Annotated in this window: 28 protein-coding genes; 20 read left to right on the top strand and 8 right to left on the bottom strand. The window is 63.4% G+C overall.

Annotated elements, in window-relative coordinates; genetic code table 11:
• Window positions 1–21 precede the first annotated feature (21 nt).
• Window positions 22–903 (bottom strand): LysR family transcriptional regulator, encoded by an 882-nt coding sequence (locus tag RX330_RS22380; protein ID WP_317239829.1) that lies wholly within the window; start codon window positions 901–903, stop codon window positions 22–24.
• A 148-nt stretch (window positions 904–1051) separates the two neighbouring features.
• Between RX330_RS22380 and RX330_RS22375 the strand changes: the two genes are divergently transcribed.
• Entirely contained in the window at window positions 1052–1705 is a 654-nt protein-coding gene (locus RX330_RS22375; protein ID WP_317239828.1) for a hydrolase, read from the top strand.
• Between the two features lie 108 nt (window positions 1706–1813).
• On the opposite strand, the gene RX330_RS22370 is transcribed toward RX330_RS22375, so the two are convergent.
• The gene (locus tag RX330_RS22370; RefSeq protein WP_317239827.1) at window positions 1814–2311 is read right to left on the bottom strand and encodes a peptide deformylase; all 498 of its coding nucleotides are present in this window, start codon (window positions 2309–2311) and stop codon (window positions 1814–1816) included.
• A 76-nt stretch (window positions 2312–2387) separates the two neighbouring features.
• Between RX330_RS22370 and RX330_RS22365 the strand changes: the two genes are divergently transcribed.
• From RX330_RS22365 to RX330_RS22355, 3 genes are all read left to right on the top strand, one after another.
• Window positions 2388–2972: a TetR/AcrR family transcriptional regulator gene (locus RX330_RS22365; RefSeq protein WP_317239826.1), complete on the top strand. Its 585-nt coding sequence runs from the start codon at window positions 2388–2390 to the stop codon at window positions 2970–2972.
• An 84-nt stretch (window positions 2973–3056) separates the two neighbouring features.
• Window positions 3057–3635: a DUF308 domain-containing protein gene (locus RX330_RS22360; protein ID WP_317239825.1), complete on the top strand. Its 579-nt coding sequence runs from the start codon at window positions 3057–3059 to the stop codon at window positions 3633–3635.
• A gap of 281 nt (window positions 3636–3916) precedes the next feature.
• On the top strand, window positions 3917–5137 hold the full coding sequence (locus RX330_RS22355) for an MFS transporter (protein WP_317239824.1): 1221 nt from the start codon (window positions 3917–3919) through the stop codon (window positions 5135–5137).
• A gap of 21 nt (window positions 5138–5158) precedes the next feature.
• Here RX330_RS22355 and RX330_RS22350 read toward each other — a convergent pair whose 3' ends face one another.
• The 3 genes from RX330_RS22350 to RX330_RS22340 all read right to left on the bottom strand — a co-directional run bounded on the left by RX330_RS22350 (window position 5159) and on the right by RX330_RS22340 (window position 6987).
• A complete protein-coding gene (locus tag RX330_RS22350; protein ID WP_317239823.1) occupies window positions 5159–5545 on the bottom strand; it encodes an ester cyclase in 387 nt (128 codons plus the stop codon).
• 57 nt (window positions 5546–5602) lie between these two features.
• Window positions 5603–6475: a bifunctional helix-turn-helix transcriptional regulator/GNAT family N-acetyltransferase gene (locus RX330_RS22345; protein WP_317239822.1), complete on the bottom strand. Its 873-nt coding sequence runs from the start codon at window positions 6473–6475 to the stop codon at window positions 5603–5605.
• A 158-nt stretch (window positions 6476–6633) separates the two neighbouring features.
• On the bottom strand, window positions 6634–6987 hold the full coding sequence (locus RX330_RS22340) for an MmcQ/YjbR family DNA-binding protein (RefSeq protein ID WP_212086500.1): 354 nt from the start codon (window positions 6985–6987) through the stop codon (window positions 6634–6636).
• Window positions 6988–7190: 203 nt separating this feature from the next.
• On the opposite strand from RX330_RS22340, the gene RX330_RS22335 reads away from it, so the two are divergent.
• The 7 genes from RX330_RS22335 to RX330_RS22305 all read left to right on the top strand — a co-directional run bounded on the left by RX330_RS22335 (window position 7191) and on the right by RX330_RS22305 (window position 13283).
• Window positions 7191–8855, top strand: a complete 1665-nt coding sequence (locus RX330_RS22335; RefSeq protein WP_212086497.1) for an acetolactate synthase large subunit — start codon at window positions 7191–7193, stop codon at window positions 8853–8855.
• A 135-nt stretch (window positions 8856–8990) separates the two neighbouring features.
• Complete coding sequence (locus RX330_RS22330) at window positions 8991–9338, top strand: Lin0512 family protein (RefSeq protein WP_212086493.1); 348 nt, start codon at window positions 8991–8993, stop codon at window positions 9336–9338.
• Between the two features lie 4 nt (window positions 9339–9342).
• Window positions 9343–10035, top strand: coding sequence for a GNAT family N-acetyltransferase (locus RX330_RS22325; RefSeq protein ID WP_317239821.1), 693 nt, complete (start codon window positions 9343–9345; stop codon window positions 10033–10035).
• A 69-nt stretch (window positions 10036–10104) separates the two neighbouring features.
• Window positions 10105–11289 carry a serine hydrolase domain-containing protein gene (locus tag RX330_RS22320; RefSeq protein WP_317239820.1) on the top strand — a complete coding sequence of 395 codons (1185 nt, stop codon included), beginning with the start codon at window positions 10105–10107 and terminating at the stop codon, window positions 11287–11289.
• Between the two features lie 24 nt (window positions 11290–11313).
• Complete coding sequence (locus RX330_RS22315) at window positions 11314–11979, top strand: DUF429 domain-containing protein (RefSeq protein ID WP_317239819.1); 666 nt, start codon at window positions 11314–11316, stop codon at window positions 11977–11979.
• Window positions 11980–12343: 364 nt separating this feature from the next.
• On the top strand, window positions 12344–12490 hold the full coding sequence (locus tag RX330_RS22310; RefSeq protein ID WP_212086476.1) for a hypothetical protein: 147 nt from the start codon (window positions 12344–12346) through the stop codon (window positions 12488–12490).
• Window positions 12491–12578: 88 nt separating this feature from the next.
• Window positions 12579–13283, top strand: a complete 705-nt coding sequence (locus RX330_RS22305) for a glutathione S-transferase family protein (protein WP_317239818.1) — start codon at window positions 12579–12581, stop codon at window positions 13281–13283.
• A gap of 7 nt (window positions 13284–13290) precedes the next feature.
• Here RX330_RS22305 and RX330_RS22300 read toward each other — a convergent pair whose 3' ends face one another.
• On the bottom strand, window positions 13291–13662 hold the full coding sequence (locus RX330_RS22300) for a tRNA-binding protein (protein ID WP_317239817.1): 372 nt from the start codon (window positions 13660–13662) through the stop codon (window positions 13291–13293).
• A gap of 104 nt (window positions 13663–13766) precedes the next feature.
• Here RX330_RS22300 and RX330_RS22295 point away from each other — a divergent pair, with 104 nt between their 5' ends.
• Window positions 13767–14123, top strand: coding sequence for an ArsC family reductase (locus RX330_RS22295; RefSeq protein ID WP_317239816.1), 357 nt, complete (start codon window positions 13767–13769; stop codon window positions 14121–14123).
• A 3-nt stretch (window positions 14124–14126) separates the two neighbouring features.
• Here RX330_RS22295 and RX330_RS22290 read toward each other — a convergent pair whose 3' ends face one another.
• The gene (locus RX330_RS22290) at window positions 14127–14768 is read right to left on the bottom strand and encodes a hypothetical protein (RefSeq protein WP_212086464.1); all 642 of its coding nucleotides are present in this window, start codon (window positions 14766–14768) and stop codon (window positions 14127–14129) included.
• A gap of 342 nt (window positions 14769–15110) precedes the next feature.
• Between RX330_RS22290 and RX330_RS22285 the strand changes: the two genes are divergently transcribed.
• The 7 genes from RX330_RS22285 (at window position 15111) to RX330_RS22255 (ending at window position 21670) form a co-directional block, all read left to right on the top strand.
• On the top strand, window positions 15111–15866 hold the full coding sequence (locus RX330_RS22285; protein ID WP_212086462.1) for an ABC transporter ATP-binding protein: 756 nt from the start codon (window positions 15111–15113) through the stop codon (window positions 15864–15866).
• Window positions 15859–16605, top strand: coding sequence for an ABC transporter ATP-binding protein (locus tag RX330_RS22280; protein ID WP_317239815.1), 747 nt, complete (start codon window positions 15859–15861; stop codon window positions 16603–16605). Before RX330_RS22285 ends, RX330_RS22280 begins: the two co-directional genes overlap by 8 nt.
• Window positions 16606–16645: 40 nt before the next feature.
• Complete coding sequence (locus RX330_RS22275; RefSeq protein ID WP_317239814.1) at window positions 16646–17863, top strand: ABC transporter substrate-binding protein; 1218 nt, start codon at window positions 16646–16648, stop codon at window positions 17861–17863.
• Window positions 17864–17930: 67 nt separating this feature from the next.
• Window positions 17931–18794 carry a branched-chain amino acid ABC transporter permease gene (locus RX330_RS22270; protein ID WP_008551982.1) on the top strand — a complete coding sequence of 288 codons (864 nt, stop codon included), beginning with the start codon at window positions 17931–17933 and terminating at the stop codon, window positions 18792–18794.
• Between the two features lies 1 nt (window position 18795).
• A complete protein-coding gene (locus RX330_RS22265; RefSeq protein ID WP_212086435.1) occupies window positions 18796–19764 on the top strand; it encodes a branched-chain amino acid ABC transporter permease in 969 nt (322 codons plus the stop codon).
• Window positions 19765–19918: 154 nt separating this feature from the next.
• On the top strand, window positions 19919–20563 hold the full coding sequence (locus RX330_RS22260) for a DUF47 domain-containing protein (protein ID WP_212086431.1): 645 nt from the start codon (window positions 19919–19921) through the stop codon (window positions 20561–20563).
• Between the two features lie 99 nt (window positions 20564–20662).
• Window positions 20663–21670, top strand: coding sequence for an inorganic phosphate transporter (locus RX330_RS22255; protein WP_212086428.1), 1008 nt, complete (start codon window positions 20663–20665; stop codon window positions 21668–21670).
• On the opposite strand, the gene sugE is transcribed toward RX330_RS22255, so the two are convergent.
• Complete coding sequence (gene sugE, locus RX330_RS22250) at window positions 21663–21977, bottom strand: quaternary ammonium compound efflux SMR transporter SugE (RefSeq protein ID WP_317239813.1); 315 nt, start codon at window positions 21975–21977, stop codon at window positions 21663–21665. The genes RX330_RS22255 and sugE overlap by 8 nt on opposite strands.
• 157 nt (window positions 21978–22134) lie before the next feature.
• Between sugE and RX330_RS22245 the strand changes: the two genes are divergently transcribed.
• Window positions 22135–23754, top strand: a complete 1620-nt coding sequence (locus RX330_RS22245) for a peptide chain release factor 3 (protein ID WP_317239812.1) — start codon at window positions 22135–22137, stop codon at window positions 23752–23754.
• Window positions 23755–23774 lie beyond the last annotated feature (20 nt).

The following is a 23774-nucleotide window of genomic DNA, read 5'->3' as shown; positions in this document are numbered from 1 at the left end:
GCGACATTGGGTGAGGCGAGGTTACGCCGGCTGCGGAGCCGGCTCGCAATACTCGATCAGCAACTCGGTGAGAACCCGTATCTTCCGCGCGGGATGCTGACCCGGCGGGCGGATCACATACGCACCCGCCGGCGACGGGGGATATCGTGTCATGACGGGCACGAGCGCGCCGGACGCTACGTATTCTTGGGTGAGCCTGTCGGGAAGGTAGGCGACCCCAAGTCCTGCCAAGGCAGCAAAAACCAGAGCTGTGCCGTTGTCGGCCTTGAAGCGCCCCTGCGGACGCACTGTGATGATCTTGTCGCCATCCATGAGTTGCCACGCTTCGGTGCCCTGCATGAGCGCTTCGTGGCCGAGGAGTTCCTCCGGCGATTCAGGCGACCCATGGGTCTTGATGTAGTCCGGGCTGGCGAGAAGCTTCCCATAGACGGGACCGACGCGCCTTGCGATCAGATTGGAGTCCTGAAGATGGCCAACGCGTATCGCGCAATCATATCCTTCTGCGATGAGATCGACGAAGCGATCGCTGTAGCAGGTCTGGATCTGGAGATGGGGATGGCGCCGGCCCATTTCCGCTAGGATGGGAGCGAAGTGGGTCGGGCCGAAAGAAAGCGGCACTGCAACTCGCAAGCGGCCGCGCAGTTCTCCGGCGGGTAAAACTGCCTGCTTTGCTGCCTCGATCTCCGCGTGGACTCTGGCTGCATGGTCTCGGAAGGTGACGCCGGCCTCCGTGAGGGCAGCCCCGCGGGTCGTTCTTGCAAGCAGTTGAACGCCAAGTTCCGCTTCAAGCCGGAGGAGCCGACGACTGACGATCGATTTGGCGACGCCCAGCCGTGTCGCGGCGGACGAAATCCCCCCGGCGTCGGCGATTTCGACGAACGTCCGTATCTCTTCAATATCCAATTCAGCGTTCCTCATTCGGCGACACAGCGTGTCGCGACCTGACACTACCGTATCGCATCCGAGACCATCAATCTCGCGTTGGGCTACGTCGCTGTTGGCGTACGTCTCCGAACCAGTGCCGCTCACAGCGGCAGTAAAGGATGCAACGATGACTTTTCGTAACGGCCTTGCTTCGCTCCTTCGTCCCGAAGACTCCGTCCTCGTTCTGATCGACCACCAGCCGTACCAACTTGCGAACGTGAACAGCCACGAACCGCAGATGGTGATCAACAATACGGCCGGGCTGGCCAAGGCCGCCAAAGCCTTCGGTGTCCCCACGATCCTGACCACGGTGATCGCTGAACGGGGTGGTCTCCTTTTTCCTCAGATCACCGACGTTTGCCCTGGCCAGGAAGTGATCGACCGGACGTTCATCAACACCTGGGAGGATCGCAAGGTGGTGGACGCAGTCAAGGCAACTGGTCGCAAGCAGCTCATCATTGCTGGCCTGTGGACCGAAATTTGCGTTGCGATGCCGGCGATTCAGGCTCGCGGCGAGGGCTGGGATGTCACGGTGGTCACCGACGCCTCTGGCGCCGTTTCGGTGGAGGCCCACCAGGTCGCAATCCAGCGCATGATCGCGGCGGGCGTCAATATGATGACCTGGCTGGCGGTCGCGGCCGAATGGCAGCGCGACTGGGCGCGGATCGACCAAGCTGCCGCGCTGACGGAGGTGATCATCCAGCATGCCGGCGGTAGCGGCATCGCGTACCTGTGGGAGCAGCAGCTGCTCAACACGCCCGTACCCGCCAAGGCCGGATGATCTGAGCGTGTGAGGCGCCAGCGGCTGAGCGAAAGCGAGGGCCGCTGGCGTAGTCCATCCGTCTAGCTTTCGGCGCTGGCGGATAGCGAATTCATTTGGCTGATCCCCTCAAGGTCTGTGCATCTTCTCGTACGTCTTCACCAGCCGCTCCCGCTTCAGCCGCGACAGTCGCTGGATCCAGAACATGCCGTCGAGCTGGTCGATCTCGTGCTGGTGACACACGGCGCGCAAGCCCTCCGATTCCTCGCTTTGCGTGTTGCCGCTGAGATCGTTGTAGCTGATCCGCACGCGCGCGTGGCGCTGCACCTCGTCGTTGACCCCGGGCATCGAGACGCTGCCCTCGCGGTGCATGATCATCTCGGGGGAGGCCCACTCAATGACCGGATTGACGTAGGTGAGGGGCCCGTCCTTGCCGTCGAGCTCGAGCACGACGACGCGCAAGGGCACGCCGATATGCGGCGCGGTAATCCCGATCCCGGGTGCGGCGCGCATCGTCTCCAGCAAGTCCGCCGCAAGCTCTCGTAAGCCATCGTCGAACGCGGTGACGGGGCGGGCCGGCAGTGCGAGCCGGCGGTCGGGGTAGCGGACGATGGGGCGGATGGTCATGAGAGGCTCCTACCACTCACGCATCGTTGAAGCATCCCTCCTTGACGCCCTACCAACTGGAAGGTAGCTAACCTGCATGAGCAACGTCTCCACCACCGCCGACGACATCCTGGCCTGCGCCCGCTCGCTGATCATTGCCGGCGGCTATAACGGCTTCAGCTATGCCGACATCGCCGACGTGGTCGGCATTCGCAAGCCGAGCATCCACCATCATTTCGCCAGCAAGGTCGATCTGGTCCGCACCCTGGTGTCGCGCTATCGCGAGGAGGCGCAGGCGGGTTTGGCGGCGCTTGAGCGCAACATCCCGGACGCGCGCGACCAGCTCGAAAACTATGTCGCCTATTGGGAGGCGTGTATCACTGACGCGACCGCTCCCTTCTGCGTTTGCGCGCTGCTCGCCAGCGAGCTTCCCATCCTCCCCGAGGAGGTGGCGCTGGAGGTTCGCGCGCATTTCCGTTTCCTGGCGTCGTGGCTGACCTCGGTGCTGGAGCGCGGCAAGCGGAAGGGGCGGCTGCATCTTTCCAGCACTGCGAAGGTCGAGGCTGAAGGATTCATGGCGACCGTTCACGGCGCAATGCTATCGGCGCGCGCCTATGGCGATCCCAGGATGTTCGGGACCATTACCCGGCCGCTGCTCGACCGGCTGACCACCAGGCACTGAATGACGAGGCGCAACGCTGGGCGCAAAACCGTCCGGCGTCGACTTGTCTGGTGTTAACTACCAACTAGTAGGTAAGGAGAAGACATGAGAGACCGTGAGACAACTTCGGACATCGTCGAGCACGCGCAATGGCTGAAGCAGTATTATTTTCTGCGGGCCGCGTTTTCCGTCGCCTGGGTCATTGCGGCTTTTGCGATCGCGCCGTCGTCGGCGATCGTCGCAGCAGCGCTGCTCGTCGCGTATCCGGCGTGGGACGCCGCAGCCAATTATCTCGACGCGCTCTGCAGCGGCGGGTTGAACCAAAACCGCACGCAGGGCCTGAACGTGCTGGTCAGCCTCGCGACGACCATCGCGGTCGTGCTGGCCTTGCAGGTCAGCATGAACTGGGTGCTCGGGATCTTCGGGGCGTGGGCGATCCTATCCGGGTTGCTCCAGCTCGGCACGGCCGTGCGGCGCTGGAAGCTCTTTGGCGCACAATGGGCCATGGTGCTGAGCGGTGGCCAGTCGGCCCTCGCAGGCGGTTTCTTCATCTTTCAGGCCACGATGCCCGCGGCTCCATCGATCGCGAACGTCGCGGGCTATGCTGCGGTCGGCGCACTCTATTTTCTGGTCTCGGCAATCTGGCTCACGGTCAGCATCTGGCGCCGCAGAGCGGCCGTGTGAGCTTTGATCGCGGACGGTCACACGAGCGAAGGCGAGGTGGATTGGCGGGATGAGGCCGTGATGTTTTGCCCGACGCGTCAAACAACAGCGAGCCTTCGCGGGCCGCCGGCCGCTCATTTCGCTCTCCGCTAAGTCATTGATCCCGCTGGGACCATCTACTGTGCATGGGGTTGTTTTCGCAATTTTTGTTTGGCGATGCCCTTCAAAAACGTGGCGACGCTGTCGGCCGGTGCGGTTCCCATTCGTCTTCCAATCAGACAAGATCATCTCGGGAGACAAAGATGACCCAATCCCCCTATCGCTGGGTGATCGTCGCCGCCGGCGGGCTGCTCGGCTGCGTCGCCATCGGCGGCATGTTTTCGCTGCCGGTGTTCCTGCAGCCGATCGCCAAGGAGACCGGCTGGTCGGTGACCGGCATTTCCGGCGCGATGACGATCGGCTTTCTGGCCATGGCCTTCACCAGCATGGTCTGGGGCACGCTGTCCGACCGGTTCGGGCCGCTTCCAGTCGTGCTGACCGGATCGATCGTGCTGACGCTGAGCCTGTTCGCCGCCAGCCTCGCGACCTCGCTGATCGTGTTCCAGATCGTGTTCGGCCTTTTGACCGGCGCGGCGTGCGCTGCGATCTTCGCACCGATGATGGCGGCAGTGACTGGCTGGTTCGAGACCCAGCGCAGTCTCGCAGTGTCGCTCGTCTCGGCCGGCATGGGCATGGCGCCGATGACGATGGCCCCGTTCGCGGCCTGGCTGGTCTCGGGCTACGACTGGCGCACCTCGATGCAGATCGTGGCACTGGTGGTCGGCGCCATCATGATCCCGGTCTCGTTCCTGGTGCGCCGTCCGCCTGCGCTCGCGCAAGCGGCGGCTGCGCCAAAGGGTGAGGGCGCTGCGCAAACCGAGATGTCGATGGGTGAGGCGCTGCGCTCGCCGCAATTCATCATCCTGCTCGCCACCAACTTCTTCTGCTGCGCCACCCATTCGGGACCGATCATCCATACGGTGAGCTATGCGGTGAGCTGCGGCATTCCGCTGGTCGCGGCGGTGACGATCTACAGCATCGAGGGTTTTGCCGGTCTCGGCGGCCGCATCGCCTTCGGCTTGCTCGGTGACCGCTTCGGCGCCAAGCGCGTGCTGGTCTCCGGCCTGCTGCTCCAGGCCTTCGGTGCGCTCGCCTATGTCTTCGCTAATCAACTCACGACGTTCTATGTGGTCGGAGCAGCCTTCGGCTTCATCTATGCCGGCACCATGCCGCTCTACGCCGTTCTCATCCGCGAGAATTTTCCGCTCAAGATGATGGGCACGGTGATCGGCGGCACGGCGATGGCCGGCAGCCTCGGCATGGCCACCGGCCCGCTTGCAGGAGGCCTGATCTACGACGCGTTCTCCAGCTACGCCTGGCTCTACATCGCCTCCTGGGCGATGGGCCTCGGCGCCTTCCTGATGGCGATGACGTTCCGGCCCTTCCCCAAGCCGCAAGGCGAGGCGGCACCGGCGCCAGCGTGAGTTCGAGATCGAGGCGCGGTCTCAGAGCTGCGCCTCGATCGCGGCCTTGTCGATCACCGACCAGACCTGCGCAATCCTTTCATCGCGAAATTCGTAGAACACGTTCTCGCAGAAGGACACGTGCTTCCCGTTGACCGCCAGCCCCAGGAACGTCCCGACCGGCGAGCAGTCGAACTTCAGCCGCGCTGCAATCCTGGGCGGCTCGGAGACCAGCAGCGCGATGTCGAAGTGCAGATCCGGAATGTTGCGAAAATCCTGCTCCAGCATCGCGCGATAGCCGAGCAGGCCGAGAGGCCGGCTGTTGTGGACGACAGCGTCATGCACGAACTGGCCAAGGGCCGGCCAGTCCTGCCGGTTCAGGCAGGCGATGTAATTGCGGTAGAGGTCGGCGAGATCGGCGCTGCTCATCGCGAAGCTCCCATGCTGGAAGCACAACGCAGCAGGCGGCAGATTGGTCGCGCGGCGTCACAGCCGTTTTTCGAAGAATAGATCCGGATAGGGGTCGTCGTTGAAGCGCGGGATCTCGCGCCAGCCGGTGGTGCGATAGAGCCGGCCGGCCTCGGGCAGCGCGCTGTTGGTGTCGAGCCGCAGCAGCGCGTTTCCGAGCCCGCGCGCGGCATTCTCGGCCGCGTCCATCAGGCGGCGGCCGAGCCGCAATCCGCGCGCGGCCGGAGCGACCCACAGCCGCTTGATCTCGGCATAGCCGTGATCGGTGCCCTTCAGCCCGACGCAGCCGATCGGCAGCGTGTCGGACATTGCGACGATGAACGTGCCGCGCGGGCGGCGCATGTCCTTGGCGTCGGGATCGCGCGAGCGCGAGACGTCGAAGCCTTGTTTGAAGCGCCGGCCAAGCTCGGCATAGTACTCGCCGAGGCAATAGCAGGCCTCCTCGCTTTGCGGGTCCATCTCCTCGAGCGCAATTCGCTCGCGCGTCAGGGTGGCGGCGATCAGATCCATCGCCGCCAGGAGCGCCTCGCGTTGCGAATGTTGCGCGAGGAAGCCTTCGGCCTGCGCATTGGACAGAGCCTCATACGCCGCGAACTCGCGCCGGCCCGCGCGCGTGAGCTTTGCTATCCGCCGCCGTGCATCGTCCTGATGCGTGGTGGTCTCCACCAGCCCTTCGTCCTCGAGGCTGCGGAGCAGCCGGCTCATCAGCCCGGAATCGAGACCGAGATAGTCGCGGATCTCTGCCACGTCCGAGCGCCCATGCCCGATCGCGTTGAGCACACGCGCCGCCCCAAGCGGCCGGCCGCGTCCGAGGAACGAGGTATCGAGCGCACCGACGGCAGAGGTTACGGCGCGATTGAAGCGGCGGACACGGGAAACGGGGTCGAGCATGATGTCTGACTTTAGTCAGATATATCGTGCGGGTCAATCGAACGTTCGTTGATCCGGAGGAGGAACGCTGGAAGCGTGCGGGCCGGCGAGGCCGTGACCGCCGAGGAGGAGGCTGGAGCCCTAGGAGATAGCGTGAGGCGACGGGTCGATGCTTGCGCTCAGTCGAGCCCCAGCACCTTGCGCGTCTTTCGCGTCAGCTTGGCCACGATCAGCGCATGGGCCTGCGCGAGATAGCTCGTCAGCTCAGCGTCCGACAGCGCGCCGTTGCCGACGAGTTGCACCCATTTGGCGCGCGCCAGATACGGCGCCGGTCGCGCGAGGCCGTGCTCGATCAGCATGGTATAGGCCATGTCGGAGACCTTGAACATGTAGCCGCCGGAACGCGCTGCAAAGCCGCCGCCCAGCGCGAACATCTTGCCGCCGACCTTGAACACGGACGTGCCTTCCCACTGCACCACCTTGGTTACGGCGGGCAGGCGCAGGCAGCGGGTTTCGAAGGTCTTGGGTGTCATGACGCGAGCGATAGCAGGTTGCGTGGGGCATGCAACGTTCGCGCCAGTGACCTCGTGGCGGGACGCTCGACTGTTTGCTTGGGTCGCATGGCGATGTCGACGTCGATGCCGTGTGCCGCTCATTGTGAGTTGTGCCGGAGCTGCAGGCCGCTACCATGCGCCGGCTGCTTTGGAACACGTAAGCGAACGGAAGCGGAGGCGACATGAACGGACAGGACCACAAGGTGAAGGGATCGGATCTGTTTGTCGCGGCGCTCGAGAACGAAGGCGTCGATCGCATCTTCGGCGTCCCGGGCGAGGAGAATCTCGATCTGGTCGAATCGCTCCGCACCTCCAGGATCGAGCTGGTCCTGACCCGCCACGAGCAGGCTGCCGCGTTCATGGCGGCCACGCATGGGCGGCTGACCGGCAAGCCCGGCGTGTGCCTGTCGACGCTCGGCCCGGGTGCTCTCAATTTGTCGACGGGTGCCGCCTATGCGCATCTCGGCGCGATGCCGATGATCCTGATCACCGGCCAGAAGCCGATCATGAGCAGCCGGCAGGCGCGCTTCCAGATCGTCGACGTGGTCGCGACCATGAAGCCCTTGACGAAGCTGTCGCGGCAGATCGTCAGCGCCTCCAGCATCCCGACCGTGGTGCGCGACGCGTTTCGCGTGGCAATGGAGGAGCGGCCGGGACCGGTGCATCTCGAATTGCCCGAGGACATTGCCGGTGACGAAGTGCCGCCCGTTCCCGTGATCCCGGTTCATCCGATCGAAATTCCGGTCGCCCATCGTGCCGCGCTCGATCGCGCCGCCGAGATGATCCTGGCCGCAAAACATCCATTGGTGATGATGGGCGCGGCGACCAGCCGGCCGCGGTCGACGCATGGCATCGCCAGCTTCGTGCGGCGGACCGGCATTCCGTTCTTCACGACGCAGATGGGCAAGGGCACCGTACCCGGCGGCACCAATCTTTATATGGGCACCGCAGCGCTGTCCGAGCGCGACTATGTCCACGACGCAATTGAAGCCGCCGACCTGATCGTCGCGATCGGCCACGACTCGATCGAGAAGCCGCCCTTCATCATGGGCTCGTCGGGGCCGAAGGTCATTCACGTCAGCTATACGTCAGCCAGCGTCGAACAGGTTTATTTTCCCGATGCCGAGGTGGTCGGCGATGTCGGCCCGAGCCTGGAGCTGCTCGCCGATCGGCTCGAAGGCAAGTTGCCGCAGGCCGCGGCGCTGCTGCCGCTACGCGAAGAAATTCTCAGGCACATCGCAGACCGCGCCACCGAGGCGCGCTGGCCGCCGACGCCGCAGCGCATCGTGCACGACGTCCGCCAGGTGATCCCCGAGAACGGGATCGTTGCGCTCGACAACGGCATGTACAAGATCTGGTTCGCGCGCAACTACCGCACTCGCGTCGCCAACACGCTGCTGCTCGACAATGCGCTGGCGACCATGGGCGCCGGCCTGCCGTCGGCGATGATGGCCGCGATGCTCCATCCCGACCGCCGCGTGCTCGCGGTCGCCGGCGACGGCGGCTTCATGATGAACAGCCAGGAAATGGAAACCGCCGTCCGCCTCAAGCTCAACCTCGTCGTGCTGGTGCTTGAGGACAACGCCTACGGCATGATCCGGTGGAAGCAGGCCGTCGATCATTTCGCCGACTACGGCATGACCTTTGGGAATCCGGACTTTGTCCAGTACGCGAAGGCCTATGGTGCGAAGGGCCACCGGATCGAGAGCATCGACAGCTTTGGTCCGACGCTCGACGCCGCTTTCAAGGAAGGCGGCGTGCATCTCGTTTCGATCCCGATCGACTATTCGGAGAATGTGCGGGTGCTGGTCGACGAACTGCGGGCGCATGAGAAGGCGAAGGCGTGATCGATGGAGGTCGTGTCCCGGACGCAGCGCAGCGCCCCTTGGCGGTGCGCTGCAGAGCCGCGGCACGAGAGATCTTGTACGGAGCGGCTCAATCACCGACACTCCCAATCACCGAACCAATGACAGGAATATGAAATGACTCGTGTTCGCTGTGTCACCGAGATGGGCATGGGCGTCGACGTCCACGGCAGGGACGCCACCAAGGCGGCGAAGCGGGCCGTGTCGGATGCCATCAGGCATTCCAGCCTCGGATTCTTCCGGATGATCGGCAAGACCGCCAACGACATGTTCGTCGACGTCACGATCGCGGTGCCAAATCCGGAAGCCGTCGACAAGGATGCGGTTGCAAAGGAGCTGCCTTACGGCACCGTGACCGTCACCGCGGTCAAGGGCGGGCTGGAGATTCCCTCGGCCACGGAAGTGGCCAACGATCCCATCCTGATCGCCAACGCCGCTGTCATCGTCAGCTTCGAGAAGGACTAGGCCGGTGTCCGACAGCGATGTGGCGCTGCTGGATCGTCCAATCTGGAGCGCGCTGACAACCGGCCAGAAGCATCTGGCCCAGGGCGGCCCGCGTGCGCTGCGCTATCCCGTCGACATGACGCCGTTTGCCGACATGGTCGACATGTCCCCGGCAAGCTTCGCGGCGCTCGGCGATCTCATGGCGCCCTCGCAGGTCGCTGCGCTGTTCACGCTTGAGCCTGTCCAAGTTCCCGCCGGTTTCAAGGTCGTGCTGGCCGAGACCGGCGAGCAGATGATCGGCTCACCCGCCGACAGTCCGCTTCGCGATGCCGAGATCGTCACGTTGGGGGCTGCCGACGTTCCCGCGATGATGGCGCTGACGGAGCTGACGAAGCCAGGTCCGTTCGCTGCGCGGACGCACGAGCTCGGCACGTTCTTCGGCATCCGCACCGGCGGCGAGCTGGTTGCCATGGCGGGTGAGCGGATGAGGCCGGGAAGGTTCGTTGAGATGACGGCCGTCTGCGTCCATCCCGGTCATCGCGGCCGCGGCTACGCGCAGGCGTTGCTCGCGACGGTCGCGCGGCAGGTCGAGAGGCGCGGCGAAATTCCATTCCTGCACGTGTTTTCGCACAATACGTCCGCTATCGCGCTCTACCAGCGACAGGGCATGACAATCCGCCGTCGTCTGCACATCACCGCGCTGATGAAGCAGGAATAAGCCGCGCCGGAGGCTTCATATCCGGCGAATTCGCGCTATATCGGTCGCAACCATAATTGGGGGAAACGCATGGACGCCAGGACACCTGATTTTTCCGCCGCGCGGACGGCAATGCTGCGCTATGTCGATCAGGAGATCATTCCGGGCGCATCCTGGGCCGTGCTGCGGGGCCGCGAGGTGGTCGACCAGCAATGCGTCGGCTTTGCCGACCGCGAGGCCAAGACGGCGCTGCGGCCCGACCACATCTTCCGCGCGTTCTCCAACACCAAGATCTTCGTCACCTGCGCGATCATGCTGCTGGTCGAGGAAGGCCGCATCGGGCTCGATGATCCGATCGAGAAATTCCTGCCGCAGCTCGGCAATCGCAAGGTGCTGAAGCAGGGCGCAGCTGGTCTTTCCGACGCCGAGCCCGCCAAGGGCTCCATCACGATCCGCCACCTTTTGACCCACACCTCCGGCCTCAGCTACGGCATCTTCGACCCCGGCACGGTGCTGTTCAAAGGCTATAATGAAGCGCGCGTGCTCAATCCGCTGACGCCGCTCACCGACCTGATCGACAGGCTCGCCGATCTGCCACTGTCCTATCACCCGGGTATGTCCTGGGAGTATTCGGTGGCAACCGACGTGCTCGGCCGTGTCGTGGAGGTCGTCTCCAGCCAGGCGCTCGATGCCTTTTTGAAGCTGCGCATCTTCGATGCGCTCGGCATGACCGACACCGGTTTCCACGTGCCCGAAGCCGAGCAGGGCAGGCTGGTCGCGCTCTATAACGGCGCTGACGTGTTCGATCCGATGAAGCCCGGCCTCACGCGGGCCGACAATCTTCCCTTTCCGCAGGCCTATCGGCGGCCGTTCCCGCGGCTGTCCGGCGGCGGCGGCTTGGTCTCGACCTTGCCCGACATGCTCGCGCTGGTCCGTGCGCTGCTGCCCGGTTCGGATGCGCTGCTGAAGCCGGAGACGGTGCGGCTGATGATGACGAACCAGCTGCCCGCGGGCCAAACCATTCGCTTCGCCAATCTCGGTCCGATCCCCGGCAAGGGCTTTGGCCTCGGCGGTGCCGTCACCTTCGCGCCGACGCCGTTCGATCCCCCGAACTCGACCGGCGAGTTCCAGTGGGGCGGCCTTGCCGGCACCCATTGGTGGATCTGCCCCGAGGCCAATACAGCGGGCGTGCTGATGACCCAGCGCTACATGGGTTTCTGGAATCCCTTCTTCTTCGAGTTCAAGCGCCTGGCGTACCAGGCCGCTGGAGGCTGACCCGCGAATCCTGTTGGTCGCGACGTGCCCAACTATCTCGGTCTCGACGGATTTCGCTTCGGCTGGGTCGCGGCCTGGATCGACGAGCGCGGCGATCACGGCTTCGACTATTCGCCGGGCCTTGCGCGGCTGCTTGCGATCGAGCATGCGCGTGCGATGATCGATATGCCGATCGGATTGAACCTGAGCGGCTATCGTCTTTGCGATCTGCGTGCGCGTGAGTTGATCGGCCCCGCCGTGTTTCTCGGCGCGCGCCGCGACCTCTGGACGTTTGCCGACATGGCGGCCGCCAATCGCCATTACTGGAAGCACGAAGGCAAGGGCAGGGGCGTGTCGGCGCAGCTCTGGAACATCAGAGACAAGCTCAGGGAGGTCGACGATGTCATGACGCCGGCGCGACAAGCGATGATCGGCGAAGCGCATCCGGAATTGATCTTCTGGAATCTCGCCGGCCGGACTCGGCTCGAACCAAAGACGTCGCCGCGCGGTCGAGCGCAACGCATTGCGCTGCTGAGAGACCGAGGCTTCACCAGGATCGAACGTTGGCTGACGCTTCGCCATGGCACCGGCATCGGCCGCGACGATCTCATCGATGCCTGCGCCTGCGCGGTCGCCGCACGTGACAGCACGCAGCGCGTCGGCGGCGACGAGATCGATCCGCGGGGATTGCGTATGGAGATCAACTATTGAATCCGGTCATCTCTCGCGCGCGCCTCCCGGCGAGCCGCGATGATGATGGCTTGGCTGCCGGCCGGCGCCATCGTCGTCCAGACTTGCTGCTCTCTCTTCATACTCCGCGGCCATTGCCCGCAATCTGTGCGCAGCTTCGTCATGCGCGAGGCCGTCGGCGACGCTACGACATCGTTCAGCATGGTCGAGTAGGGCGCGCTTTTCGATGCTCATCCGGCGACAACGCTTGGACGGCGTAATGGTCCCTTCGGGCGCGATGTTCTCACGTCATCGATCGGGAAAAAGTAGCAATATTCCTGAGCAGTGCAGGAACATGGTCCGTGCACCGACGTTTAGGCAATGAGCCGCTGAGGGACGCAACACCATGAACGACGTCTGCCAACTGGCGACCGCGATGCTAGCGATTGCCTTTACGATCTTGCTGTTGACGACAGGGAAGCGTTTCACCGAGGACCGACTGCAACATCAAGCAGGGACGCCGATCGTGGCGATGGCGACGCTGCCGCCCTAATGCAGGAGTGCCGGGACGAAGAGTGACTTGCGCCGTGCGGCGTCTGGCCTAGATTGGGTGCGCCTCAGTCCATGCACCGAAGGTCCCGATGTCCGATCTGTCCGCATTTCTCATCACCAAGCGCTGGCCGGCCAAGTATCCCGAATTGCTTCAGCTCTATTCGTTGCCGACGCCGAACGGCGTCAAGGTCTCGATCATGCTGGAGGAGATCGGACTGCCTTACGAGGTCCATCTCGTCGACTTCGGCAAGGACGACCAGACGACGGCTGAATTCCTGTCGCTCAATCCCAACGGCAAGATCCCGGCCATCCTCGATCCCAATGGTCCCGGCGGCAGGCCGTTGCCGTTGTTCGAGTCCGGAGCGATCCTGCAATATCTCGCCGAGAAGACCGGCAAGCTGTTGCCGATGGACGCCGCGCGCCGCTACCAGACCATTCAGTGGGTGCACTTCCAAATGGGTGGCGTCGGGCCGATGTTCGGCCAGGTCGGCTTCTTCCACAAATTCGCCGGCAAGGATTTCGAGGACAAGCGGCCGCGCGACCGTTACGTCGCCGAAGCCAAGCGCCTGCTCGGCGTGATGGAGACGCATTTGGCCGGCCGGCAATGGTTCATGGATGACGACTACACCATTGCCGACATCTCCATGCTGGGCTGGGTGCGCAATCTCATCGGTTTCTACGGCGCCGGTGATCTCGTCGAATTCCGCCGGTTCAAAGCGGTCGGTGCCTGGCTCGAACGCGGCCTTGCGCGTCCGGCGGTGCAGCGCGGGCTGAACATTCCGCAGCGGCCCTAACGCGCATCTAGAACAGTCGCCCCCCGTTCGGCACCGGCTTGCTCGGCTGCATCAGCACGACCTTGCCGTCGGCATCGGGGAAACCGAGCGTCAGCACCTCCGAGATGACAGGTCCGATCTGGCGCGGCGGGAAGTTGACGACGGCCGCGACCTGTTGCCCCACCAGTGTCTCGAGCGGATGGTTTTCCGGGATCTGGGCCGAGCTCTTGCGCACACCGATTGCAGGCCCGAAGTCGATCCATAGCCGAAAGGCCGGCTTGCGCGCCTCGGGGAACGGCTTGGCATCGACGATGGTGCCGACGCGGATATCGACCGCGAGGAAGCTGTTGAAGTCGATGGTCGGCGCGGCGGTGGCCGCGGGATCGTGAGTGACGTGCATGGGATGTCCGTTCGGCGGGTTGGCATCGTTCGCAATATTGTCGCGCGAACCGGAGTTTCGTACAACGCCACCTCCATCACGATATGCCATGCGCGAGGAACGTCTTGCCCAACATCATCTACGGCATCAAGAACTGCGACACCATGAAGAAGGCGCGCGGCTGGCTCGACAGCCATGGTGTCGCCTACGCATTCCACGACTACAAGACGGCCGGTGTGGACAAGGACAAGCTCAAGCAGTGGAGCGACAAGGTCGGCTGGGAGACGCTGCTCAATCGCGCCGGGACAACGTTCAAGAAGCTCCCCGATTCCGACAAGGAGGGTTTGAGCGAGAAGAAGGCACTGGCGCTGATGCTAGCGCAACCATCGATGATCAAGCGGCCGGTGCTGGAAATCGGCGGCAAGCTGCTGGTTGGCTTCAAGCCGGACATCTATGCCAAGGAAGTCGGCAAATCAGGCTGACCGCTAGTTCAACTCGATGATCTCGGTGGCGACGCCGGGTTGGTCCGCGAACTCGACCAATTCGGCCGTGGCGATACGACCGGGGGCCCGATGAAACAGCTCGCGATCGATCACGGCGCGCAGCTTTGGACGGGGCAGCGCGTCATTTCCGCGCATCAGGTTCTTGATCTCGAAGCCGCCGTCCTCGCAGAACGTCTTGACCGAGGCGATGATGTGGCAGACCGCGCCGTCGGTCTGGAAAGGCAGCAGCAGCCGTTCATAAGCGACGATTCGCCCGTAGACGTCGTCGACATCGGCAACGCTGTAGACCGGCAGCCCGCGTGCCACGCATTCGTGATAAATCGGCATGACAAACGGCGCGAGTCTCGGCCCGAGATAATCGTCGAGCAGAACGCCCTTGCCGGTATGTCCATAGGCGCGCGAGATGCGCGTGTTTTCGCTCTGGATGGTGAGGCGCGGCGCCGGCGTCGCAGTGTCGACCGTGTAATAGATGAGATCGGACAGCTCTTCCTCGAGCCGCGCAGGCTGATATTCCCAGACCGCCGGCACGATCTGCTGGCGCGCATAAAGTCGCAGCCACGTGTTCAGGAGATCACGCTGCCTGATCGATTTGACGACGGAAGGAGCGGCGCTTGCGAAATCCAAGACAGTATTCCCGGGACGTCAGAACCCGCTCATGATCCCCCTTGGGGGAAAATTTTTGATGAAGGCTGGCGCGCCGGACGAAAGACCGTTAACGACGGCTTGACGACCGGTGCCTTCGCGAACCGGGGGGCCGGGCGGGCACGACATCAAACGTCTCCGACTAAGGGAGGATTTGTATCCCAGCCGGAGGCTTGATCTGCTCAGCTTTCCGCCTTGCCTAACCCCCGTCACCTCCGGCATATTCCGCGCCCGGAGACGGCGTTCCGGATGGGCTCCAGGGTCTCCGGAAAGCCGAAGCAACAAGGATAGCCACGCAGCTAGTGCGGGCAGGGGGAAATTTGTTTGGCCGATGAGTTTATTCTCGAAACGGAAGGCTTGACCAAGGAATTCGCGGGCTTCTTCGCTGTCCGCGACGTTGCGCTCAAGGTCCGCCGTGGGAGCATTCATGCGTTGATCGGCCCGAACGGGGCCGGCAAGACGACCTGCTTCAATCTTCTGACCAAGTTCCTCAAACCGTCAGCCGGGAAGATCCTGTACAAGGGGCAGGATATCACCGCGATGGCGCCGGCCGACGTGGCGCGGCTGGGGCTCGTTCGCTCGTTCCAGATTTCGGCGGTGTTTCCCCATCTCACCGCGCAGGAGAACGTCCGTGTCGCGCTTCAGCGCCAGCACGGCTCTTCGTTCGATTTCTGGCGCTCCAAGTCGGTTCTCAACCGCTTCAACGATCGCGCGCGCGAATTGCTGAACGATGTCGGCCTGAACGAGTTTGCCAACACGCCGGCAGTCGAGATGCCCTATGGGCGCAAGCGCGCACTGGAGATCGCAACGACGCTGGCACTCGACCCTGAGATGATGCTGCTGGACGAGCCGATGGCCGGTATGGGTCACGAGGACATCGACAAGATCGCGGCGCTGATCAAGCGCATCTCCGCGAAATATACCATCCTGATGGTCGAGCATAATCTGAGTGTCGTGGCCCATCTCTCCGACATCATCACCGTGCTGACGCGCGGGCAGGTGCTCGCGCAAGGCCATTACTCCGAGCTCACCAAGGACGAGCGCGTCAAGGAAGCCTATCTGGGAGCCGGTCATGCCTGACACTGCGATCGCCGAGGCTCCGGCAAAGACTGCGGCCGGCGGACAAATCCTTCAGGTCCGCAACCTGGAGTCCTGGTACGGCGAGTCTCACATCCTTCACGGGATCAATTTCGACGTGAATGCGGGCGAGGTCGTCACCTTGCTCGGGCGCAACGGCGCCGGCAAGACGACCACGCTGAAGTCGATCATGGGGATCATCGGCAAGCGTACCGGTTCGGTGAAGTTCAACAACCAGGAGATCATCCGCGCGACCTCCGACAAGATCGCGCGCATGGGCATCGCCTTCTGCCCGGAGGAGCGGGGGATATTCGCCAGCCTCGACGTGCGGGAGAATTTGATGCTACCGCCGGTGGTCCGTGAAGGCGGGCTGCCGCTCGATCAGATCTTCGATCTGTTCCCGAACCTGAAGGAGCGGCTCAACAGCCAGGGCACCAAGCTGTCGGGCGGCGAGCAGCAGATGCTGGCGATCGCGCGCATCCTGCGCACCGGTGCGAGCTTCCTGATGCTGGACGAGCCGACCGAGGGCCTGGCGCCCGTCATCATCCAGCAGATCGGCCACACTATCGCGCGGCTCAAGAAAGAGGGCTTCACCATCCTCCTGGTCGAGCAGAACTTCCGCTTCGCATCGACCGTGGCCGACAGATATTACATCGTCGAGCACGGCAAGGTGATCGACGGTTTCGCGAATTCGGAACTGTCCGCGAACATGGACAAGCTGCATACCTATCTCGGCGTCTGACGGCTCGGCGCATTCAATAGTGGATTTCCCGGAGGGAATTATGAAACAGCGTTTTTCGGCACTTTTTCTCGGCGTGGCGTTGGGATTGGTCGCGAGCGGCGCGTCGGCACAGGACAAGACCGTCAAGATCGGCGTGCTGACCGATAATTCCGGTCTTTATTCCGATCTCGGTGGTGCGGGCTCCACGCTGGCCGCTCAAATGGCGATCGAGGATTCCGGGCTTGCCGCCAAGGGCTGGAAGATCGACCTCATCTCCGCCGACCATCAGAACAAGCCCGATATCGCCACCACCATCGCGCGCCAATGGATCGACGTCGAGAAGGTCGACATCTTCATGGACGTGCTGAACTCCGGTGTCGCACTCGCGGTCAACAATGTCGTCAAGGAGAAGAATTCGATCCTGATCGACACCGGCGCGGCGACCTCGGATCTGACGAACGCCCAATGTTCGCCGAACACCGTCCATTGGGTCTACGACACCTATATGCTGGCGAACAGCACCGGTCAGGCGCTGGTGAAGGCCGGCGGCGATACCTGGTACTTCCTCACGGCCGACTATGCGTTCGGCGCGGCGCTGGAGCGCGACACCACGGCGGTGGTGCAAAAGGCGGGCGGCAAGGTGCTCGGCAGCGTCAAGCACCCGCTCAATTCCTCGGACTTCTCCTCGTTCCTTCTGCAGGCGCAGGCATCGAAGGCGAAGATCGTCGGACTTGCGAATGCCGGCGGCGACACCACCAATTCGATCAAGCAGGCCGCCGAATTCGGCATCGTCGCTGGCGGGCAGAAGCTTGCCGGACTGCTCTTGTTCATCACCGACGTTCATTCGCTCGGCCTCAACGTGGCGCAAGGGCTCAATTTCACCGAGACCTTCTATTGGGATCTCAACGACGGAACGCGCGCCTTCGCCAAGCGCTTTTCCGAGCGCATGAAGAACAAGGCGATGCCTTCGATGGTGCAGGCCGGTGTCTATTCGGGACTGATCCATTACTTCAAGGCGCTGGAGGCGATGGGCAGCAATCCGCATGACGGCGTCAAGGCGGTCGAGAAGATGAAGTCGATGCCGACCGACGATCCGCTGTTCGGTCAGGGCAGTATCCGGGTCGATGGCCGCAAGATTCACCCGGCCTATCTGTTCGAGGTCAAGAAGCCCTCGGAGTCGAAGGGGCCGTGGGACTATTACAAGCTGGTGGGCACCGTTGCTGCGGACCAGGCATTCCGGCCGCTCTCCGAGAGCGCCTGTCCGCTGGTGAAGAAGTAACTCTCGTGGCCCGCCGCGCGGTCGTGCCGCCGGCGGGCTTTCATTTTGGTGGCGGAAGCTAATCCCGATGCAGGCTCTCTACGCACAGTTACTGGTAGGATTGATCAACGGCTCGTTCTATGCGTTGCTCAGTCTCGGGCTTGCCGTGATCTTCGGCATGCTCAACATCATCAATTTCGCCCACGGCGCGCTCTACATGATGGGCGCCTTCGTCGCCTATTTCCTGTTGAACCTCGGCGGCATCAACTATTGGTGGGCGTTGCTGCTGGCGCCGATCATCGTCGGCATCTTCGGCATGATCCTGGAACGGACCATGCTGCAATGGCTGACCGGGCTCGATCACCTCTACGGCCTGCTCCTGACCTTCGGCATCGCGCTGATCGTACAGGGTGTGTTCCAGAACTATTTCGGCTCCTCGGGCCTGCCTTATGCCATTCCGGACCAGCTCAAGGGCGGCATGAACCTCGGCTTCATGTTCCTGCCGATCTATCGCGGCTGGGTCGTCGTGTTCTCGCTGGTGGTTTGCCTTGCGACCTGGTTCCTGATCGAGAAGACGCAGCTCGGCGCTTACCTGCGCGCCGCCACTGAGAATCCGACGCTTGTGCGCGCCTTCGGCATCAACGTTCCACGCATGATCACGCTGACCTACGGTCTCGGCGTCGGCCTTGCCGCGCTTGCCGGCGTGCTCTCGGCGCCGATCAATCAGGTGCGGCCGCTGATGGGCGCCGACCTCATCATCGTCGTGTTCGCGGTGGTGGTGATCGGCGGCATGGGATCGATCATGGGCTCGATCATCACCGGCTTTGCGCTCGGCGTGATCGAGGGGCTGACCAAATATTTCTACCCCGAGGCGTCCAACACCGTGGTGTTCGTGCTGATGGTGCTGGTGCTCTTGGTGAAGCCAACGGGATTGACGGGAAGGGCGGCCTGATATGACAACCCTGACGGACGACACGCTGCCGGCAACCCCGCGTGCAATGCGGGACGAGATGATCGTTTTCGTGGTGATGGCGCTCCTGCTGGCGGCTGTGCCGTTCACGGGAGTCTACCCGTTCTTCGTGATGCAGGCGCTGTGCTTCGCGCTGCTCGCCTGCGCCTTCAACCTGTTGGTCGGCTATGGCGGATTGCTGTCGTTCGGCCACGCGATGTTCTTGGGAACGGCGGGCTATTGCAGCGCGCATGCACTGAAAGTGTGGGCCCTTCCACCCGAGCTCGGCATCCTCGTCGGCATCGCCGCGGCTTTCGTGCTCTCGATCATCACCGGCTACATCTCGATCCGCCGCCAGGGCATCTATTTCTCGATGATCACGCTGGCGCTGTCCCAGCTCCTGTACTTCATCTATCTCCAGGCCCCGTTCACCCACGGCGAGGACGGCATCCAGGGCATCCCGCAGGGGCGCATGTTCGGCGTGCTCGATCTCTCCAAGCCGACGGTGCTGTATTACGTCGTGCTGGTCGGCTTCCTCGCCGGCTTTCTCTTGATCTTCCGCATCATCAACTCGCCGTTCGGCGAGGTCCTGAAAGCGATCCGCGAGAACGAGCCGCGCGCGATCTCGCTGGGCTACCGGACCGACCAGTACAAGTTCCTGGCCTTCGTCCTGTCGGGCACGCTGGCCGGATTTGCCGGTGCGCTGAAGGTGTTCGTGGCGCAAAACGCATCGCTCACCGACGTCCACTGGTCGATGTCTGGCGAAGTCGTGCTGATGACGCTGGTCGGTGGCCTCGGGACCGTCTTCGGACCGGTGGTCGGGGCCTTCGTGATCATCGCGATGCAGCAGTACCTGGCGGGCTTCGGCCAGTGGGTGACGGTGATCCAGGGCTCGATCTTCGTGATCTGCGTGCTCACCTTCCGCCGCGGCGTTATCGGCGAAATCGCCCATTACTTCCGGCGATCGCTCTAAATAGCTGATTTGACTTCGATTTAATTGCTGCTTGAAAGCGGTGGATGATCCGGCTCCGCGGGCGTGAGATGACACGCGCGCGGATCGGAAATGGTTTATGACAGCTTCATGACGGCCCTCGGGCCGGGCCATTTCCAACCGGTAGCCTATCCCCATGATGCGATGGTTTCGCGCTTTCCTGCCCAAGGAAGAACGGTTCTTCGACCTGTTCGACCGCCATGCCCAGACGGTGATCCAGGGCTCGATCGCGCTCCAGGGCATGCTCAACGGGGGCGAGGAGACGCCGGTCTATTGCCAGCGCGTCAACCAGTTCGAGAACGACGCCGACAACATCACCCGCGAGGTGCTGACGGCGGTGCGGCGCACCTTCATCACCCCGTTCGACCGCGGCGACATCAAGAACCTGATAACGTCGTTGGACGACGCCATCGACCAGATGCAGCAGACCGCCAAGGCCGTGATGCTGTTCGAGGTCCGCAGCTTCGAGCCGCCGATGCGCGAGATCGGCGGACTCCTGATCGAATGCGCCAATCTGGTCGGCCGTGCGCTGCCGCTCATGCAATCGATCGGCCCGAACGTCGCCATGCTGACCGCCATCACGGAAGAGCTGGGCAAGCTGGAGGGCCGCGTCGATGATCTCCACGACATCGGGCTGAAGGAGCTGTTTCTCAAGCATCGCGATGGCAACGCGATGGACTTCATCGTCGGCGCCGAGATCTACGACCACCTCGAGAAGGTGGCCGATCGCTTCGACGACGTCGCGAACGAGATCAACAGCATCGTCATCGAGCAGGTTTAGCACATGATCGGTAAAAGTGTGCAGCGGTTTTCCGTCGCGACAAACGCTGAACGCGTTTGCGCGGACATCATGCGCAAAGCTTAGGGCAGGGGCCGCGCCGTGGATGCTGCGTTGGCTCTTCCCATCCTGGTCGGCTTGATCGCCGTCGCGCTGCTGTTCGACTTCCTGAACGGCCTGCATGACGCCGCCAATTCGATCGCGACCATCGTCTCGACCCGCGTGCTGCGGCCGCAATTCGCGGTATTCTGGGCCGCGTTCTTCAATTTCATCGCCTTCATGGTGTTCGGGCTGCACGTCGCCCAGACCATCGGCACCGGAATCATTGATCCCGCGATCGTCGATGCTCAGGTGATCTTCGCGGCGCTCGTCGGCGCCATCGTCTGGAACCTCGTGACCTGGGCGCTCGGCATCCCGTCTTCGTCATCGCACGCGTTGATCGGCGGACTGGTCGGCGGCGGCATGGCTAAGGCCGGGATTTCGGCCGCGGTGTGGAGTGGCTTGACGAAGACGGTGCTTGCGATCGTGCTGTCGCCGCTGGTCGGCTTCTTGCTCGCGATGATGCTGGTTGCGATCGTGTCCTGGGCATCGGTGCGCTCGACGCCATTCGCGGTCGATCGCGCCTTCCGTATTCTGCAATTCGCCTCCGCCTCGCTCTATTCGCTCGGCCATGGCGGCAACGACGCGCAGAAGACCATGGGCATCATCGCGGTGCTGCTCTATTCGCAGGGCCATCTCGGCAGCGAATTCTCCGTGCCGTTCTGGGTGGTGCTGTCCTGCCAGGCGGCGATGGCGCTGGGGACGCTGATGGGCGGCTGGCGCATCGTCCGCACCATGGGCCTGCGCATCACCAAATTGACGCCAATGCAGGGCTTCTGCGCCGAGACGGGGGGCGCCGTGACCCTCTTCATGGCTACCTTCCTCGGCGTTCCCGTCTCGACCACTCACACCATCACCGGCGCCATCGTCGGCGTCGGCGCCGCCCGCCGCGTTTCGGCGGTGCGCTGGAACGTCGCGAGCTCGATCGTCTATGCCTGGGTGATCACGATCCCGGCCTCCGCGATCGTTGCAGCGCTGACCTGGTGGGCGGTCCAGATCTTCTTCAGGTAACGAGCTTCAGCCCGATAATCCCGGCGACGATCAGCCCAATGCTGGCAAGGCGGAGGGCGGTGGCGGGCTCGCCGAACAGGAAGATGCCCAGCGTCGCGGTGCCGACGGCCCCGATGCCGGTCCAGACCGCATAGGCGGTTCCGACGGGCAGCGACTTGAGAGCGAAGCCGAGCAGGATGACGCTGCCGGCCATGGCCACGAGCGTGACGAGGGACGGAACAAGCCTGGTAAAGCCCTCGGTATATTTCAGGCCGATCGCCCAGGTGATCTCGAGAAGACCGGCAACGAACAGGATGCTCCAGGCCATGACGACCCTCCGTTCAAGGCAGGGTCGTCCCCGCGGCTACAGGCTGATGAGCAGGAGGGCCGTCCCTCCCGGAGGGCCATATGGGGCTGGCCGAGGGGCTCCGCAATCACCAAATGAGGCTTGATCAGGCCCGTTTTCCCTGCCACACGCTCCCGCCATGTCCGACATCGCCACCTCAGCCGAATCGCCGGCCCGTTCCCCGCTTGCCGCTGAAGTGGCGCGGCGGCGGACCTTTGCGATCATCTCCCATCCCGACGCCGGCAAGACCACGCTGACCGAAAAGCTGCTGCTGTTCGGCGGCGCCATCAATCTCGCCGGCCAGGTCAAGGCCAAGGGCGAGCGGCGCAACACGCGATCGGACTGGATGAAAATCGAGCGTGAGCGCGGCATCTCGGTCGTGACCTCGGTGATGACCTTCGAGTTCGAAGGGCTGGTGTTCAACCTCTTGGACACGCCGGGCCACGAGGACTTCTCGGAAGATACCTACCGCACGCTGACGGCGGTCGATTCCGCCGTGATGGTGATCGACGCCGCCAAGGGCATCGAGGCGCGCACCCGGAAGCTGTTCGAGGTCTGTCGTCTTCGGGATATCCCGATCATCACCTTCATCAACAAGATGGACCGCGAGAGCCGGGACGTGTTCGAGCTGCTCGACGAGATCGAGAAGACGCTGGCGCTCGACACCACGCCGATGACCTGGCCGGTCGGTCGTGGCCGCGACTTCCTGGGCACCTATGACGTCGCCAATGGCGGCGTGCGCCTGCTCGAAGGCGGCGGCGCCAAGACCGGCGCGGCGCAGCAGATCGAGATCGAGGAACTCGCCAAGCTCAACGCCAATCTCGACGTAACAGCCGTGAAGGACGAGCTCGAACTCGTCACCGAAGCGTCGAAACCGTTCGAGCTCGAAGCGTTTCGCGAGGGGCATCTGACGCCGGTCTATTTCGGCAGCGCGCTGCGCAATTTCGGCGTCGGCGACCTCCTGGAGGGTCTCGGCAAGTTCGCGCCCGAGCCGCGCGCGCAGGACAGCGACCAGCGCAAGGTCGAGGCTACCGATCCGCGCATGAGCGCCTTCGTCTTCAAGATCCAGGCCAATATGGATCCGAACCACCGCGATCGCATCGCCTTCGCGCGCCTGTGCTCGGGCAAGCTCAGCCGCGGCATGAAAGCCAAGCTCGTGCGCACCGGCAAGAGCATGCCGCTGTCGAGCCCGCAGTTCTTCTTCGCTCAGGATCGCTCCGTCGCGGATGAAGCCTTCGCCGGCGACGTCGTCGGCATTCCTAATCACGGCACGCTGCGCATCGGCGACACGTTAACCGAGGGCGAGGATTTCAATTTCGTCGGCGTGCCGAGCTTCGCGCCGGAAATCGTCCGCCGCGTACGGCTCACCGACGCGATGAAGGCGAAGAAGCTGAAGGAAGCGCTTCAGCAGATGTCGGAAGAGGGGGTCGTGCAGGTGTTCCGCCCGCGCGATGGTGCACCGGCGCTGGTCGGCGTGGTCGGCGCGCTGCAGCTCGACGTGCTGAAGGCGAGGCTGGAGGCGGAATATTCGCTGCCGGTCGAGTTCGAGGTCAGCGAGTTCCAGCTGGCGCGCTGGGTCTCCTCGGACGACCGCAAGAAACTCGATACCTTCATTGCCGCCAACACCTCCAGCATCGCCGACGACGTCGACGGCGATCCCGTGTATCTGGCGCGGAACGAGTTCTATCTCGGCTACACCAAGGAGCGCGCCGAGGGCATCGAGTTCACCAACGTCAAGGACGTCAAGAAAAAGGGATAGTCTTTCTTAGACGTTCTCCT

This window comes from Bradyrhizobium sp. NDS-1 (assembly GCF_032918005.1).
Classification (GTDB): Bacteria; Pseudomonadota; Alphaproteobacteria; order Rhizobiales; family Xanthobacteraceae; genus Bradyrhizobium; species Bradyrhizobium tunisiense.
The sequence above is the reverse complement of the archived record's forward strand: the minus strand, read 5'-3'. Positions and strand labels throughout refer to the sequence as shown.